This is a genomic window from Kitasatospora azatica KCTC 9699 (assembly GCF_000744785.1).
Taxonomy (GTDB): domain Bacteria; phylum Actinomycetota; class Actinomycetes; order Streptomycetales; family Streptomycetaceae; genus Kitasatospora; species Kitasatospora azatica.
The window spans coordinates 4,099,147-4,113,914 of the sequence record NZ_JQMO01000003.1; the positions used below are offsets into that span (position 1 = coordinate 4,099,147).

Below are 14,768 nucleotides of genomic sequence, written 5' to 3' on the forward strand. Positions count from 1 at the left end.
AAGTTGCCTCCCGGGCCTCGTTTCCGGGCTGCCCCGCGCTCTACTCTTGATTTATGGGTGACCCGGGTGAGCCTCCGGAGGGTGCGCCCGAGGGCGGTTCCGGAAGCGATGACGAATACCGATCCGTCGTCTTCGACGAATCCTTCGTCCGAGCTGCCCGGATCACCGAACTCTCGGCCAGCGAGCGGCTGGGCGGGGGCGCCCCGCGCGCGGTCCGGCGCAAGCTGGGCCTGGGGACGCTCGCCTCGCTGCCCCGCCAGGCGCTGACCCTGCTGCTGCTCATCGTGCTGGCCTTCGGCGCGGCGGTGTACTTCGGGATCACCTCCCCGCAGCGCGAGGCGGCGCACGGCGGCCTGCAGCTGACCTCGCAGCTGACCGCGCTGACCACGGCCTCGGGGACGGTCCCGAGCGTCGACCCGAACAGCCCGTTCGCCTCACTCGCGGCCGCGGCGGGCTACGCGGACGGCAGCGCGGGCCTCGGCCTGCCTGCCGCCCGTACCGCGACCGCGCACTTCAACCAGGCCCAGGTGAACGCGGCGGTGGACACCGCGCGCCGCTACCTGGAGGCCTCCGAGCTGACCCCGGCGGTACTGGTGCAGGGCGAGACGGCGCCGGTGCGGGCGCTGGTGGCGCCGGCCGAGCAGGCCCAGTTCGACCAGAGCGCGACCTCCCCGAGCGACGACCAGCACCATGCGCTGACCGGCTGGATGGTCCGCTTCGACCCGATGAAGGTCGCGCTGGCCAGTGACACCGTCAAGGTGGCCGGTTCGGTGGCCGTCACCGAGCTCGACCCGTCGACCCTGGAGATCACCAGCGACCACACCCTGGTCTACGCGCTGCGCCCGGCCGGGGCGGCCGGCGCCCAGCCGGTGAGCCTCTACACGGTCCGCCGCGAGGTCCGCTTCGACCTCGACCGCACCGATGTCGCGGTCGCGCAGCTGAAGGTGGTGGACACGGTCGAGCAGGCCGGCCCGTCCCCCTGCGGCGTGGCCCAGGGCGAGTACCTGCAGCCGCTGGCCTACGCCGCCGGTCAGCCGGCCGGCCGGCCCGGCCCGGTCGACCCGGCCGACCGGGCGAACCCGGCCTGGCAGAGCTGCGCGGTCATGGCGACGCCGAAGGGCTGACGGTCGGCAGCCGGACCAGCAGCTCGGCGCCCCGGCCGGCGGCGGGTTCGACGGCGTGGGCGGTGCCGCCGAGGGCTTGGGCGATGGTGCGGACCAGGGCGAGGCCGAGGCCCGCGCCGCCGGTGCTGCGGTTGCGGTCGGTGTCCAGCCGGACGAAGCGCTCGAAGACCCGTTCCCGGTCGGGCGCCGGGATGCCCGGTCCGTCGTCGGCGATGGTCAGCGCGGCCCAGCCGTCCGCCGTCCGCAGGGCGACCTCGATCCGGCCGTCGGCGTGCCGGGCGGCGTTGTCCAGCAGGTTGCGCACCAGCCGCCCGACCAGCACCTCCCGGCCGGCCGCGGTGGCGGGTGCCAGGGTGGCGGCGAAGACCAGTGCCGGGTCGGTGTGGGCCCGTTCGGCGAGCTGTTCGGCGAGCAGGTCGTGCAGCTCCACCGTGCTGTCGAGGCAGCGGCGGTCCTCCTCGGTGCGGGCCAGCAGCAGCAGGTCGTCGGCGAGTTCCTGCAGCCGTTCGGTGTCGGTCAGCGCGCCGGCCACCACGGCGGGCCAGGCGACGCCCTGCGGGTGGGCCAGCGGGACTTCCAGGGTGCTGCGCAGGGCGGCCAGCGGGCTGCGCAGCTCGTGCGAGGCGTCGGCGACCAGCCGGCGCTGCTCGCCCAGCGCCTTCTCCAGCCGACCGAGCGTGGTATTGGTGGTCTCGGCCAGCCTGGCGATGCCGTCCCGGGCCGCCGGCACCGGGACGCGCTCGTGGAAGGCGCCCTCGCCGATCCGGGCCATCCGCCGCCGGATCGCCTCCACCGGGCGCAGCGCGAGCCCGGTGACCAGCCAGGCCATCGCGGCGACGAAGACCGAGCCGCAGGGCGCCACGTACCAGCCGAGGATCCGGGTCACGGTGGCTGTCGCCTGGTCGGCGTCGCGCGGGTCGATCAGCACGTAGATGGTCAGCCGCTGGTCGGGCAGCCCGTTGATCCCGGAGTACTGCGCCAGCTGGGCGCTGGTGTACACCTGGCCGGTGAGCTGCTGGTAGAAGTGCACGCTCCGCCCGGCCAGTCCGTTCCGGCCGCCCGGCAGGGTGGTCGGCAGCGGCACGACGACCTCGGTGGCGTTGTGCCCCGGCTCCCAGTGCGTCGGCGGGGTGGCTGCGGGGAGCGGGACCGGCGGCGACAGCGGGTCGGACCAGGTGAAGAGGTTGCTGCGGCGCAGCCAGTGCCCGTCGGCGGCCACCACCACGTAGGAGGCGTCCAGGTAGGCCTCGTCGGGGGAGCCGGGGATCTTGCTCCAGACGTTCTCCACGGCGGTGGACGCCCGCGTCTGGGCTCGCCGCATCATCGCGTCGTGGACGGCCTGGCCGACCCACACCGTGCCCAGGCCGAAGGCCAGCGCCGCGGCGACCGCGGCGCCCAGCGCGGCGCGGGTACGCACACCGGGGCGCCACCGCCACCGGCGTGGCGGCCGGTCAGCTCGCAACGGGCACCAGCCGGTAGCCGATGCCGCGGACCGTCTCGATCAGGCAGTGCGCGCCGGCGCTGTCCAGTTTGCGGCGCAGCGCCGCGATGTAGACCTCCACGATGTTCACGTCGCCGCGGAAGGCGGAGTCCCAGACCGCGTCCAGGATCTCGGTCTTCGGTACCGCCTGGTCCGGGCGCCGGGCCAGGCACTCCAGCACCCCGAACTCCTTGACGGTCAGCCGCAGCTCAGTGCCGGCGATGGTGCAGCGCCGGGCCGCCGGGTCGATCCGCAGGTCGGCGAGGGTCAGCACCGAGGGGCGGGCGGCCGCGCCCCGGCGCAGCAGTGCGCGCAGCCGGGCGGTGAGCACCACGTAGGAGAACGGCTTGCTGAGGAAGTCGTCGGCGCCGCAGTCCAGCGCCTCGGCCTCGTCGTACTCGCCGTTCTTCGCGGTGAGCATCAGGATCGGCACCGGGTTCTCCTCGCGGCGCAGCTCCTCGCAGACCCGGAAGCCGTTGATGCCGGGCAGCATCAGGTCCAGCACGACGGCGGCGTAGTCGCCGCACCGGGCGCGTTCCAGGCCGCTGATGCCGTCGCCGACCACGTCCACCGCATAGCCCTCGGCCCGCAGGCCCTGGCTGAGCGACTGCGCGAGCCGCTCCTCGTCCTCGACCATAAGAAGGCGCACCGGCTGATCATAAGTCAATTCCAGGACGGCTGAAACACGTTGTCCGATGTGCCGGGAAGATCCGTGCTGAACGGATTTTCAGGTTCGTTCAGAATCCCTTCAGGGAGATTTTCCTAGCGTCGCCGAGGTGAATAGCCGACGCTTCGACATCCCGAATTCCGTGTTTTCCTGGCTGCCGGTTCTCCCGGCCGCGCTGTTCGACCTGGCGCTCTCGCTGCCCCGGCAGTGGCGGATGGAGACCACCGGCTTCGACCTGGGCATCTTCGAGCAGGCGGTGCGCGGCTACGCCGGACTCGGGGCGCCGGTGGCCACCCTCAAGGCCACCGGGTTCGACCTGCTGGGCGACCACTTCAGTCCGCTGCTCGCCGTGCTGGCGCCGGTGTACCGGCTCTTCCCGGGGGCCGCCACCCTGCTGGTGGTCCAGGCGCTGCTGCTGGCCCTGTCCTGCGGGCCGGTCACCGGGCTGGCGGTGCAACGGCTGGGGCGCGGCCGGGGAGTGGCGATCGGGCTGGCCTACGGGCTCTCCTGGGGGCTGTGGACGGCCGACCGGTTCGACTTCCACGAGGTGGCGCTGGCCGTCCCGCTGGCCGCCTGCGCGACGGTGGCGCTGGCCCGTGAGCGGTACCGGACGGCGGTCAGCTGGGCGGTGCCGCTGCTGCTGGTGAAGGAGGACCAGGGGCTGCTGCTGGCCGGGATCGGGGTATACCTGTGCTGGCGGGGGCAGCGCCGGCTCGGCGCGGCCACCGTCCTGCTCGCGGTGGCGGCCACCGCGCTGACCGTGCTGGTGCTGGTGCCGGCGCTGAACCCGGGCGGGGAGTACAGCTACGGCGCGAACGGCGCCTGGCACGGCGAGAACCCGCTCGGCCGGCTGCTGCTGCCCGGCCTCAAGTGGCAGACCGTCGCGCTGCTGCTGGCGCCCACCCTGTTCCTGGCCCTGCGCTCCCCGCTGAGCCTGCTCGCGGTGCTGCCACTGGCCGCGCGCTTCTGGTCCCCGTCCGAGACCTACTGGGAGCCCACCCACCACTACAACGCGGTACTGATGCCGGTGCTCTTCGTCGCCCTGGTGGACGGGCTGCACCGGCTCCGCGACCGGCGGTGGCTGAGCCGTCGGGCACCGGCCGCGGCGCTGCTGCTCGCACTCGCCTGGGCGCCGCTGCCCTGCCTGAGCCCGCCGGGCCCGCAGCTGGCGGTCGCCCGGCAGACCCTGGCGGTGATACCGGACGGGGCGAGCGTCGCGGCCGCCAACCGGCTGGCGCCGCAGCTGACCAACCGGTGCACCGTCTCGCTCTTCCCCTTCCTGACCGCCCCCGGCGCGGCCGGCCCGAGTTGGCGGCCGGTCGCCGAGTGGGTGGCGGTGCTGGACGACCCGGATGGCTTCCCGGTGCCGACGGACCAGCAGCGGGCCGCCCAGGACGGGCTGCCGCAGGCCGGCTACCGCGTGGTGGCGGTCGGCGGCGGCGTCACGGTCTACCACTGGCGGGCCGGCTGACGGTCCGTCGGTCGAGCGGGTCGGCCGGCCCGGTCAGCCGACCAGGGGCAGCCGCACCACCAGGCGCGCACCGCGCCCGTCCGGCGGCTCCTCGGCCGTCGCCGCGCCGCCCAGCGAGCGGGCGATGGTGCGCACCAGGGCCAACCCGAGCCCGGCGCCGCCGGCGCGGCGGTTGCGGTCGGTGTCGAGTCGGACGAAGCGGTCGAAGACCCGGTCCCGGTCGGCGGCGGGGATCCCGGGACCGTCGTCGGCCACGGTCAGCACCGCCCAGCCCTCGGCGGCCTCCAGAGTGACCGTCACCTCGGCGGCGGCATGCCGCGCTGCGTTGTCCAGCAGGTTGCGCAGGACCCGGCCGATCAGCAGCTCGCGCCCGCGCACGGTGGCCTCCTGCGCCGAGGAGCGGAAGAGCAGCCCCGGATCGGTGAGCGCACGCTCGGCGAGCTGCTCCGCGACCAGGTCGTGCAGCTCGACGCCGCCGACCTCGACGCCGCGGTCCTGGTCGGTACGGGCCAGCAGCAGCAGGTCGTCGGCCAGGTCCTGCAGCCGCTCGGTGTCGGTCAGGGCGCTCTCCACCACGCTGGGCCAGGCGACGTCCTGCGGGTGCGTCAGCGGCACCTCCAGGGCGCTGCGCAGCGCGGCGAGCGGGCTGCGCAGCTCGTGCGAGGCGTCCGCGACCAGACGGCGCTGCTCGTCCAGTGCGCGCTCCAGCCGTTCCAGGGTGGCGTTGGTGGTCTCGGCCAGCCTGGCGATGCCGTCCCGGGCCGGCGGCACCGGGACGCGCTCGTGGAAGGCCCCGTTGCCGATCCGTGCCATGCCGCGCCGGATCCCCTCCACCGGGCGCAGCGCCAGCCCGGTGACCAGCCAGGCCATGGCGGCGACGAACAGGCAGGCGGCGGGCGCGAGGTACCAGCCGAGCAGCCGGCTGACCCGGTCCTGGGCGAGGTGCGCCTCGACGGTGTTGACCAGGACGAACGTGGTGATCCGCTGGGCCGGCAGGTCGGTGCGACCGCCGGAGCTGCTCCCGGGCCCGGCGAACAGCTCCGGACGGCCGGTCAGCTCGTTCAGCTGGGCGCTGCTCAGGGCCATCCCACCGATCCTGCGGACGAAGGTGACGGTGCGGTCCGTCGGGTTCGGCCCGACCGGGGTCGAGACCTGGTAGCCCACGTCGGCCGGCAGCCGGAGTGTGACGGTGTCCGAGAAGCCCCCCGGGCTGGTTTGCGGCAGCGGGGGCAGGAAGCCGGTGGTGCGCCCGCTGATCCGGTCGTGCTGCGCCCAGGAGCCGTCCGCCAGCACCAGCACGTAGGCGGACTGCCGGTAGTCCGCGGGGGCGAGCGGGGTCGTCGCGACCTCGTCCAGCGCGGTGGCGTCGTGCAACGCGTTGGCCCGGGCGGTCGGCAGCCACTGGTCGTAGGCCGCCTGGCCCACCCAGACGGCGGCCAGGCCGAAGGCGAGCGCGGCGGCCAGCGCCGCGCCGATCGCGGCGCGGGTCCGCACGGATATCCGGTGCCAGAGCTGCATGGCGATCAGCATAGGAAAATTGCTGACAGCCCGTCGGCCGGGTGCCCGGAAAACGCCGGATACTTCCTTCCTGAAAATTCTTCAGAACGGAAATACCCGGCGTTTCGGCGAACCTGTTTCGACGTTTCTATTCCGCCTCGGACTTCGCGCCGCTCTTGGCGCCGTTGAAGGTGTCCCGCAGCTTGCCGCCGACCGAGCCCGCGCCGTCCGCGATGTCGCGCAGCAGACTGAAGAGCGGGTCCTTGCTCTCCTTGATCGACTTGCCGTAGGAGTCGGCGGCCGCGCGCCACTGCTCGGAGACGGTGGCGTCGGGGTCGTCCTCGCGGCGCGGGTAGGCGCCGGCCAGGATCGAGCGGTACTCCTCGCTCTCCGACCACTGCTTGAGCTTGGCCACCCGGACCACCGCGAACGGGTGGGTCTGCGGCAGCACCTGAAGCAGCTTCAGCACGCTGTCGCGCAGGTCGCCGGCCTTGTCGTACTCGGCGGCCTGCTCGAGGAACGCGTCCACGTTCATCTCGCCCAGGTTGTGGCCGCCGGCCAGCTTCATCAGGCCGCGCATCGAGGCCTGCGGGTCCTGACCGGCCAGCAGACCGGCCCGGTCGCAGGAGAGCTCGGCCTTGCGGAACCACTCCTTGAGCGCGGTGACCAGCGCCATGATCGCCAGGTTGCCGAGCGGGATCCAGCCGACCCGGGTGGCCAGGTTGGTGAGGATCAGCAGCATCGTCCGGTAGACCGCGTGGCCGGACATCGCGTGCCCGACCTCGTGGCCGATCACGGCCCGCAGCTCCTCCTCGTCCATCAGCTCGACCAGGCCGGTGGTCACCACGATCACCGGGGCGTCCATGCCGATGCACATCGCGTTGACGTTCGGATCCTGCGTCACATACAGGTCCGGGACCTTCTCCAGGTCGAGGACGTAGGCCGCGTCCCGGACCATGTTGTAGATCTCGGGGTACTGGCGCTCGGAGGCCTTCACCGCGGTGGCCAGGAACATCAGCCGCACGCTGCGCTCGGAGACCAGGCCGGCCAGCTTCTTCAGGATGTCGTCGAAGCCGGTCAGCTTGCGCAGCGCGACCAGCGCCGAGCGGTCGGCCGGGTGCTCCCAGGCGCGGCTGGAGATCCCGGGGAACCGCTGCCGGCGCCGGCTGGGCGTGCCGGCAGCCTGATTCGAATCGGTCATGGTGCTGAGTACCTCCTGCTCGACGCCGGTCCCGGCCCTTCGCCGGCCCCCGCTGCTCGACTCTTCAACGCCTGCTCGTGCGCACTCGTCCCCGGCCACAGCGTACGGCGGGCCAGGGGCGGTGCGAACCGTCCGGTATGACCCGGCCTAAGCTGGTATCCCCGAGTCACCACCTTGCACGAGGAGCCCAGCCGATGTCCCACGCCGCCTTGGTGAACCTGGCCGGACCCGTCTCCAACGAGAGCGGCCCGGGCCTCTTCCTGCGCCTGATCGTGATCGGCTCGATCGTCGGCGTCGGCCTGCTGGCCTGGGTGCTGCTGCGCGCCGGGCGCAACAACTGACCGGCCTGCCTCACCTGTAGTCAGACGCGGGGAGCCGCCGCGCGGTTGCACGACCGGGCCCCGTACGATGAGCGCGCGGGCCGACCCGGTCGCCGGGACCCGCCTCCTGGCACCCACCGAGTCGAGAAGGCCCTGCCGATCATGACTTCCAGCACCCTGCCCGCCCTGACCACCCTGGCCGAGGGAAGCAACCACGAGAGCCTCAACCCGCTGCTGACCGGTGGCAGCGCGCTCTTCATCCTGCTGCTGCTGCTCTTCCTGACCACCCGTTTCAACCGGGACCGCTGAGCCGACCGGGCCGACCGGGCAGACTGCTGAGGGAGCGCCCCGTGGCCACGGGACGCTCCCTTCGATGTCGACCCGATCCGCACGTCGGCTAGGGTGTGGCGCCATGGGAGAGAGCACGAAGGGACGCAAGCGGCTCGGTGTGATGGGCGGCACCTTCGACCCGATCCACCACGGCCACCTGGTGGCCGCCTCCGAAGTGGCCAGCGCCTTCCATCTGGACGAGGTCGTCTTCGTGCCGACCGGGCAGCCCTGGCAGAAGACCGGCCGGGTGGTCTCCACCGCGGAGGACCGCTACCTCATGACGGTGATCGCCACCGCGGAGAACCCGCAGTTCTCGGTCAGCCGGATCGACATCGACCGCACCGGCCCCACCTACACCGTGGACACGCTGCGCGACCTGCGAGCCGAGCACCCGGACGCCGACCTCTTCTTCATCACCGGCGCGGACGCGCTCGCCCAGATCCTCTCCTGGCGTGACGTCGAGGAGCTCTTCGCGCTCGCCCACTTCATCGGCTGCACCCGGCCGGGGCACACTCTGACCGACGCCGGGCTGCCGGCCGGCGGAGTCTCGCTGGTCGAGGTACCGGCGCTGGCCATCTCCTCCACGGACTGCCGGCTGCGGGTCGCCAAGGGCGAGCCGGTCTGGTACCTGGTCCCGGACGGCGTGGTGCGCTACATCGACAAGCGGGCGCTCTACCAGGACGCCGGCTGAGCCGGCTCGAACGGAATACCTGGAGGGACGGCGTGACCGGAACGGCAGACCGTACTGGGCCCGAGGACGGCGACTGGTCCACCGGGCACTACCCGCACGCCTACCAGCAGCAGCCGTACGAGAACGGCTACGAGCAGCAGCCGTACCAGGCGTACCCGCCGCAGGGCTACGCCGAGCCGTACGAGCAGCAGCCGTACGAGCAGCAGTACGGCTACGAGCAGCAGGGCTACCAGCCGCAGGGGTACCAGCAGCACGGCTACGAGCAGCACGAAGCCGGCCAGCAGCCGTACGGGCAGCAGCAGGGCTACCAGCAGCCGTACCAGGAGTCGGTCTACCAGCAGCCGGCCTACCCCCAGGGCTACCAGCAGCCCTACCAGCAGCAGCCGTACGAGACCGGCTACGAGCAGCAGCCCTACCAGGCCGCACCCCCGGCCGCTCCGGCTCCCCCGGCCGCTCCTGCCGCGCCGGCCGCCGCGCCGCCGCGTCCCGTCCCGCCGCGCCCCCGTCCCGCGCCCGCCGCGGCCGCAGCTGCCACAGTCCCCGCGCCCGCCGAGCACTCCGAGCAGGTCGGCGGCCGCCGCGCCGCCGCCCGGCCCGCCGCCCAGGAGGGCGACCAGGACCCGTACCAGACGGGCGAGTTCACCTTCGTCGACGAGCCGGCCGAGGAGTCCGAGGACGTCATCGACTGGCTGAAGTTCGCCGAGTCCCGCACCGAGCTGCGGGCCGAGCGCCGCCGCCGGCTGAAGAACCGGCTGATCGGCGGCGCGGTCGCGCTGGCCCTGCTGGCCGGCGGTGCGACCGGCTACCTCTGGTACACCGGCGCGCTCGGCAACGGGCAGTCCGCCGCCGCGGCGGCCGGCGGCCGCAGCGTCGTGGTGGTCCACCTGCGCGACCTGCAGGGCAAGGTGAGCTCGGCGCTGCTGGTCAACGACGCCTCCGGGAACAAGGCCTCGATCCTGCTGCTGCCGGACGGCCTGCTGCTGCCCTCGTCCGGCGACTCGTCGACCACCCCGCTGAGCGGCGCGATGGACTCGCTGGGCCCGGCCTCCACCCGTGCCGCGCTCAACACCCTGCTCGGCGCCCCGGTGACCGGCACCTGGCGCCTGGACACCCCCTACCTCAAGCTGCTGGTCGCCCAGCTGGGCGGCGTGACCATGGACACCGACACCCAGATCACCGCCGCGGACGGCAAGGTGCTGGTGGAGAAGGGTGCCAAGCGGATGGTGAGCGGGGACGGGGCGGTGGCCTACGCCACCTACCAGGGCCCCGGCGAGAGCCGGGACGCGCAGCTGGCCCGGTTCGGCCAGGTGCTGGCCGCGGTGATCCGCACCATGCCCGGCTCGCTCAACGACGCCACCGACGACGTGCACCGGATGGGCGCGGTGCTCGACCCCTCGCTGCCCGAGAAGGCGCTGGCCGGTCTGCTGGTCCAGCTCGGCGGCCAGGCCGGAGCCGGCCGGCTGACCACCACGGCGCTGCCGGTCCGGCCGGACGGCACGCTGGACGAGGCCAAGGCGGGCCCGCTGGTCAAGGACGTGCTCGGCGGCACCGTGCACACCGCGGCCGCCACCAGCCTGCCCGCCCGGGTCAGCATCGTGGACGCCAGCGGCAGTGACGCGGCGGCCCAGGCGGCCCAGGTCCAGGTGATCAACGGCGGCCTGAACTTCGTCCCGGGCGGCGGCAAGGCCACCCCGCAGGCCACCAGTGAGATCCGTTACTTCGACGACGGACGCGCCGACGCCGCCAAGGCGCTGGCCGCCAGCCTGGGCCTGCCGGCGACCTCGGTGAAGAAGGTCCCGGACGCGCAGACCGCCGACCTGGTCCTGCTGCTCGGCAAGGACTACCAGGCGCCCAAACCGCAGCAGTAGCCCGACTCCGGCCGGGCCGGTCGCGGTGGCGTGAGATCCTGGATGAGGAAATTCATGTCACCAAGCCGGAAGAACACCGTGACCGCAACCGAACGCTCGCAGGAACTGATCACCGTCGCCGCCCAGGCGGCGGCCGACAAGCTCGCGCACAACGTGATCGCCTTCGACGTCAGCGACGTCCTGTCGATCACCGACGCCTTCCTGATCGCCTCCGCGGCCAACGACCGCCAGGTCAAGGCGATCGCCGAGGAGATCGAGGACAAGCTGCGCGAGCAGCTGGACGTCAAGCCGGTGCGCCGCGAGGGCGAGCGCGAGGGCCGCTGGATCCTGCTCGACTACCTGGACATCGTGGTGCACGTCCAGCACTCCGAGGAGCGCTCCTTCTACTCGCTGGACCGGCTCTGGAAGGACTGCCCGGAGCTGCCGCTGCCCGCCGACGCGCTGGCCACCCGCAACCGCCCCGAGGACGCCGCCACCGACGAGGCCGGCAACGCCGTCGGCTTCATCCAGGACTTCAGCTGACCAGCCGCGCGGGGGGACCGCGGATCGTCTTCTGGCGGCACGGCCAGACCTCCTGGAACCTCGAGTCCCGGTTCCAGGGCAGCACCGACATCCCGCTGACCGAGACCGGCCTCGGCCAGGCCAAGCGGGCCGCCCGGCTGCTCGCCGGCCTGCGCCCGGACCTGCTGATCTCCTCCGACCTGCAGCGGGCCGCCGACACCGCCGCCGAGCTGGCCCAGCTCACCGGCCTCGAGGTGCAGCACCACGAGGGCCTGCGGGAGACCTACGCGGGCAGTTGGCAGGGCCTGACCCACGCCGAGATCAAGGCCCGCTTCCCCGAGGAGTACGCGGCCTTCGGCCGGGGCGAGCCGGTGCGTCGCGGAGGCGGTGAGCTGACCTCCGAGGTGGCCGACCGCTCCGTCCCGGTGGTGCTCGAGGCCTTCGAGAAGCTGCCCGAGGACGGCACCCTGGTGGTGGTCAGCCACGGCGGCACGATCCGCACCATGCTCGGCCGGCTGCTCGGCCTGGACCCGAGCCTGTGGGAGTGCTTCGGCGGCCTGTCGAACTGCTGCTGGTCGGTGCTCGGCCGGGGCGCGCGCGGCTGGCGACTGCTGGAGCACAACGCGGGAACCCTGCCGGAGCCGGTGATCGGCGACGACACCTGAGACCGACCCCGCGTTTCCCCGGGATTTCGTCATTCCGGGCCTGACCAGCTAGAGTCTTCCTCGTTCGCAGGAGAGAACGTCGCCCACCGGGCAGCGGGAAACCTGGGAGTGCGGGGCTGTAGCTCAGTTGGTAGAGCGCTTGCATGGCATGCAAGAGGTCCGGGGTTCAATTCCCCGTAGCTCCACTCCGCACCAGCGGTCCGTCAGGATCACGCGTGTCGCGGGGCTGTAGCTCAGTTGGTAGAGCGCTTGCATGGCATGCAAGAGGTCCGGGGTTCAATTCCCCGTAGCTCCACAACGAGTCGAAGGGCCGTCTCCCAGTCGGGAGGCGGTCCTTCGGCGTTGTGGCGCAGCCGTGGCGGCCGTGGCAGCCGTAGCGGTCGGCTCAGCCGTGGACGTGGTCGGACACCGGGGCGTCGGGATGCGCGGTCACCCACTCCAGCTTCGCCCGGTCCTGCTCGGCCTCCGGGGTGTAGACGACCAGGTAGAGCTCGGGCGCGCCGGGCACCGTCAGGTAGGCCGCCTGGACCCGGATCACGCCGACTCCCGCGTGCCGGAACACCTTGAGCGTGGTCACCGTGGGCGCCACCTGCTGGCCCGCCCACAGTTCACGGAACCGGGGGCTGGCCGCCGACAGCTCGCGCACCCAGTCCTCCCAGGCCGGCTCGCCCACGTGCGAGGCGTAGGCGGCCCGCATCACGCCCACCATCCGGGGCAGCTCCTCCTCCCGGTTGAGGAAGGGGTTGCAGCAGTCCGGCACGGTGAAGGCGCACCACATCGAGTTGCGGCGGCCGTTGGGGGTCGTGGTGCGGGTGGCGCCGGGAAAGAGCGCGTCGTAGGCGGTGTTGTAGGCCAGCACGTCGAACCGGCGGTTGCTGATCGCGGCCGGCATCGGGGTCAGACCGTCCAGCACCACCTGCAGCACCGGGTCCACGGTGGGGCACAGGGACGCCTCCGCCTCGGGGGTGGCCAGGCCGGCCAGCCGGAACAGGTGCACCCGCTCGACCTCGTCCAGCAGCAGGGCGCGGGCCACGGCGCCCATCACCTGCTCGCTGGCGTTGATCGGCCGGCCCTGTTCCAGCCAGGTGTACCAGGTGACCCCGACCCCGGCGAGCTGCGCCACCTCCTCGCGGCGCAGGCCCGGGGTGCGGCGGCGCAGGCCGGGCGGCAGGCCGACGTCCTGCGGGGCGACCCGGGCCCGGCAGGCCTTGAGGAAGGCGGCCAGCTCGGTCCGGCGCTGCTTGGCGGGCTCCTTGGCAGCGGTGCTGGTTCGGTGCTCGAGCACGGTCATGCCCCTATCCTGACGTAGTGCCCGGCGCAGTGACAGGTAGTGCCAGTACCAGGATCAGCAGGCTCTAACCACCAGTATCAGTAGGGGCGCACGCTGGATCCATGACGGACCTTCAGATCCGGCGGCCGAACGCGGCCGCCACCTCCGCCGCCCAGGTGGGCGGCCCGCGCCGGACGACCCGTCCGGGCCTGCTGCTCGCCCTGATCCTCACCGGCCAGTTCATGGCCGTGCTGGACGTGGCCATCGTCAATGTCGCCGCCCCGACCATCCGGGTCGACCTGCACGCCTCCGGCGCCGCCCTGCAGATGGTGATCGCCGGCTACACCATCGCCTACGCCGTGCTGCTGATCACCGGTGCCCGGCTCGGTGCCCGGTTCGGCCACCGCTCGCTCTTCCAACTCGGCCTGGTGGTCTTCACCGTCGCCTCGCTGGCCTGCGGACTCGCCCAGGACACGGCCGGTCTGATCGGCTTTCGACTGCTCCAGGGCATGGGCGCCGCGCTGATGGTGCCTCAGGTGATGAGCCTGATCCAGGAGACCTTCACCGGCCCGGCCCGGGCCCGGGCGCTCGGCATCTACACCGCGGTGCTGGCCGGTGCCTCGGTGGTCGGCCAGGTGCTCGGCGGACTGCTGGTCAGCGCCGACCTGTTCGGCACCGGCTGGCGCCCGGTCTTCCTGGTCAACGTGCCGATCGGGGTGCTGCTGCTGGTCGCCGGGCACCGACTGCTGCCCAGCACCACGGTGGACAAGGAGCGCCGCTTCGACCTGATCGGCCTGGTGGTGCTGGCGGTGGCGATCGGACTGCTGGTGGTACCGCTGGTGCTCGGCCACGAGCTCGGCTGGCCGGTCTGGGGCTGGGTGATGCTGGCCGGCTCGGTGGCGGCCTTCGCCTTCTTCGGCTGGGTGGAGCACCGGATCGCGGCCCGCGGCGGCCAGCCGCTGATCCACCAGCGGGTGCTGCGCTCGCCGGGCCTGCTGCCCGCCGTCGCGGCGCTCTTCCTGGTGATGGTCAACTTCTCCGGCTTCCTCTTCGCCTTCGCGCTGCACCTGCAGGCCGGGCTCGGCAACAAGCCGCTGCAGGCGGGGCTGCTGTTCGTCCCGATGGCGATCGGCTTCGGCGTCTCCGGGCTGTACTGGCAGCACCTGCCCCGGCGGCTGCACCGTTCGCTGCCGGTGCTGGCGCTGGCGGTGGTGACCGCCGGCTATGTGGCGCTCGGACAGCTGCTGCGCTCCGGCGGGTCGGTGGGCGTCGCCGCCGAGCTGGTGCTGATGGTGCTCGGGGCGGCCTCCGGCTGCGCGTACAGCCCGCTGTTCGCCCGGGCGCTGAACAAGGTGGCGCCCGCCGACGCCTCCGACGCCAGCGGGGTGCTGGTGACCACGATCCAGCTCGGGCACGTGGTCGGGGTGGCGCTGCTCGGCACCGTCTTCCTCGGCGCGGTGAACCTGCCGACCGCCGCCGCCTCCGGACACGCGCTGGAGATCACCTCGTTCTGCATGGTGGCGGGCGCCACGCTGGCCGCCTTCTTCACCCACCGCACCCGCCGCTCGCTCTGAGTCCGGCACGGTCCGTCCCGGCCCGGTGCCGCCCGAACAGGGCGGCACCGGGAAACGGATTCGTGAAGCACCCGGCAGACCGTGTAAAGTAAGACATGTCGCCACGGGA

14 protein-coding genes and 2 tRNA genes are annotated in these 14,768 nt (G+C 72.8%); 11 read left to right on the forward strand and 5 right to left on the reverse strand.

From position 1 onward, the window contains the following. Positions 1–53: 53 nt before the first annotated feature. Positions 54–1,124 carry an SCO2583 family membrane protein gene (locus BR98_RS28865; RefSeq protein ID WP_051970303.1) on the forward strand — a complete coding sequence of 357 codons (1,071 nt, stop codon included), beginning with the start codon at positions 54–56 and terminating at the stop codon, positions 1,122–1,124. Here the strand turns inward: BR98_RS28865 and BR98_RS28870 are convergent. Both BR98_RS28870 and BR98_RS28875 read right to left on the reverse strand, forming a co-directional pair. Further along, entirely contained in the window at positions 1,102–2,541 is a 1,440-nt protein-coding gene (locus BR98_RS28870) for a sensor histidine kinase (protein WP_035849233.1), read from the reverse strand. The two genes, BR98_RS28865 and BR98_RS28870, sit on opposite strands and share 23 nt — an antisense overlap. 34 nt (positions 2,542–2,575) lie before the next feature. After that, positions 2,576–3,253: a response regulator transcription factor gene (locus tag BR98_RS28875; RefSeq protein ID WP_083977091.1), complete on the reverse strand. Its 678-nt coding sequence runs from the start codon at positions 3,251–3,253 to the stop codon at positions 2,576–2,578. 160 nt (positions 3,254–3,413) lie between these two features. Between BR98_RS28875 and BR98_RS28880 the strand changes: the two genes are divergently transcribed. Further along, positions 3,414–4,742, forward strand: coding sequence for a DUF2079 domain-containing protein (locus tag BR98_RS28880; protein WP_035849237.1), 1,329 nt, complete (start codon positions 3,414–3,416; stop codon positions 4,740–4,742). A 33-nt stretch (positions 4,743–4,775) separates the two neighbouring features. Here the strand turns inward: BR98_RS28880 and BR98_RS28885 are convergent, their stop codons facing one another. Further along, the gene (locus BR98_RS28885; protein WP_035854243.1) at positions 4,776–6,260 is read right to left on the reverse strand and encodes a sensor histidine kinase; all 1,485 of its coding nucleotides are present in this window, start codon (positions 6,258–6,260) and stop codon (positions 4,776–4,778) included. Positions 6,261–6,387: 127 nt separating this feature from the next. After that, a complete protein-coding gene (locus BR98_RS28890) occupies positions 6,388–7,440 on the reverse strand; it encodes a M48 family metallopeptidase (protein WP_051970305.1) in 1,053 nt (350 codons plus the stop codon). A gap of 194 nt (positions 7,441–7,634) precedes the next feature. On the opposite strand from BR98_RS28890, the gene BR98_RS40560 reads away from it, so the two are divergent. The 8 genes from BR98_RS40560 (at position 7,635) to BR98_RS28925 (ending at position 12,110) form a co-directional block, all read left to right on the forward strand. Next, positions 7,635–7,781, forward strand: coding sequence for a hypothetical protein (locus BR98_RS40560; RefSeq protein ID WP_198042300.1), 147 nt, complete (start codon positions 7,635–7,637; stop codon positions 7,779–7,781). A 141-nt stretch (positions 7,782–7,922) separates the two neighbouring features. After that, the gene (locus BR98_RS40565) at positions 7,923–8,069 is read left to right on the forward strand and encodes a hypothetical protein (protein ID WP_198042301.1); all 147 of its coding nucleotides are present in this window, start codon (positions 7,923–7,925) and stop codon (positions 8,067–8,069) included. Between the two features lie 103 nt (positions 8,070–8,172). Further along, positions 8,173–8,781 (forward strand): nicotinate-nucleotide adenylyltransferase, encoded by a 609-nt coding sequence (gene nadD, locus BR98_RS28900; protein WP_035849242.1) that lies wholly within the window; start codon positions 8,173–8,175, stop codon positions 8,779–8,781. A 32-nt stretch (positions 8,782–8,813) separates the two neighbouring features. Beyond that, positions 8,814–10,649 (forward strand): LytR C-terminal domain-containing protein, encoded by a 1,836-nt coding sequence (locus BR98_RS28905; protein WP_051970310.1) that lies wholly within the window; start codon positions 8,814–8,816, stop codon positions 10,647–10,649. 78 nt (positions 10,650–10,727) lie between these two features. Continuing rightward, positions 10,728–11,171, forward strand: coding sequence for a ribosome silencing factor (gene rsfS / locus BR98_RS28910; protein WP_035854247.1), 444 nt, complete (start codon positions 10,728–10,730; stop codon positions 11,169–11,171). Beyond that, positions 11,168–11,815, forward strand: a complete 648-nt coding sequence (locus BR98_RS28915) for a histidine phosphatase family protein (protein WP_035849244.1) — start codon at positions 11,168–11,170, stop codon at positions 11,813–11,815. Before rsfS ends, BR98_RS28915 begins: the two co-directional genes overlap by 4 nt. Positions 11,816–11,927: 112 nt before the next feature. Next, positions 11,928–12,000, forward strand: a tRNA-Ala gene (locus BR98_RS28920). A gap of 37 nt (positions 12,001–12,037) precedes the next feature. Further along, a tRNA-Ala gene (locus BR98_RS28925) sits at positions 12,038–12,110 on the forward strand. Between the two features lie 90 nt (positions 12,111–12,200). On the opposite strand, the gene BR98_RS28930 is transcribed toward BR98_RS28925, so the two are convergent. Beyond that, a complete protein-coding gene (locus tag BR98_RS28930) occupies positions 12,201–13,106 on the reverse strand; it encodes a helix-turn-helix transcriptional regulator (protein ID WP_051970312.1) in 906 nt (301 codons plus the stop codon). Between the two features lie 101 nt (positions 13,107–13,207). On the opposite strand from BR98_RS28930, the gene BR98_RS28935 reads away from it, so the two are divergent. Continuing rightward, on the forward strand, positions 13,208–14,659 hold the full coding sequence (locus BR98_RS28935; RefSeq protein WP_083977092.1) for an MFS transporter: 1,452 nt from the start codon (positions 13,208–13,210) through the stop codon (positions 14,657–14,659). The last annotated feature ends 109 nt before the right edge of the window (positions 14,660–14,768 follow it).

Coding starts and splice junctions, on each gene's coding strand:
- nadD (WP_035849242.1), top strand. CDS start 8,173: ATGGGAGAGAGCACGAAGGGACGCAAGCGGCTCGGTGTGATGGGCGGC.
- BR98_RS28865 (WP_051970303.1), top strand. CDS start 54: ATGGGTGACCCGGGTGAGCCTCCGGAGGGTGCGCCCGAGGGCGGTTCC.
- BR98_RS40565 (WP_198042301.1), top strand. CDS start 7,923: ATGACTTCCAGCACCCTGCCCGCCCTGACCACCCTGGCCGAGGGAAGC.
- BR98_RS28890 (WP_051970305.1), bottom strand. CDS start 7,440: ATGACCGATTCGAATCAGGCTGCCGGCACGCCCAGCCGGCGCCGGCAG.
- BR98_RS28930 (WP_051970312.1), bottom strand. CDS start 13,106: ATGACCGTGCTCGAGCACCGAACCAGCACCGCTGCCAAGGAGCCCGCC.
- BR98_RS40560 (WP_198042300.1), top strand. CDS start 7,635: ATGTCCCACGCCGCCTTGGTGAACCTGGCCGGACCCGTCTCCAACGAG.
- BR98_RS28935 (WP_083977092.1), top strand. CDS start 13,208: ATGACGGACCTTCAGATCCGGCGGCCGAACGCGGCCGCCACCTCCGCC.
- BR98_RS28885 (WP_035854243.1), bottom strand. CDS start 6,260: ATGCAGCTCTGGCACCGGATATCCGTGCGGACCCGCGCCGCGATCGGC.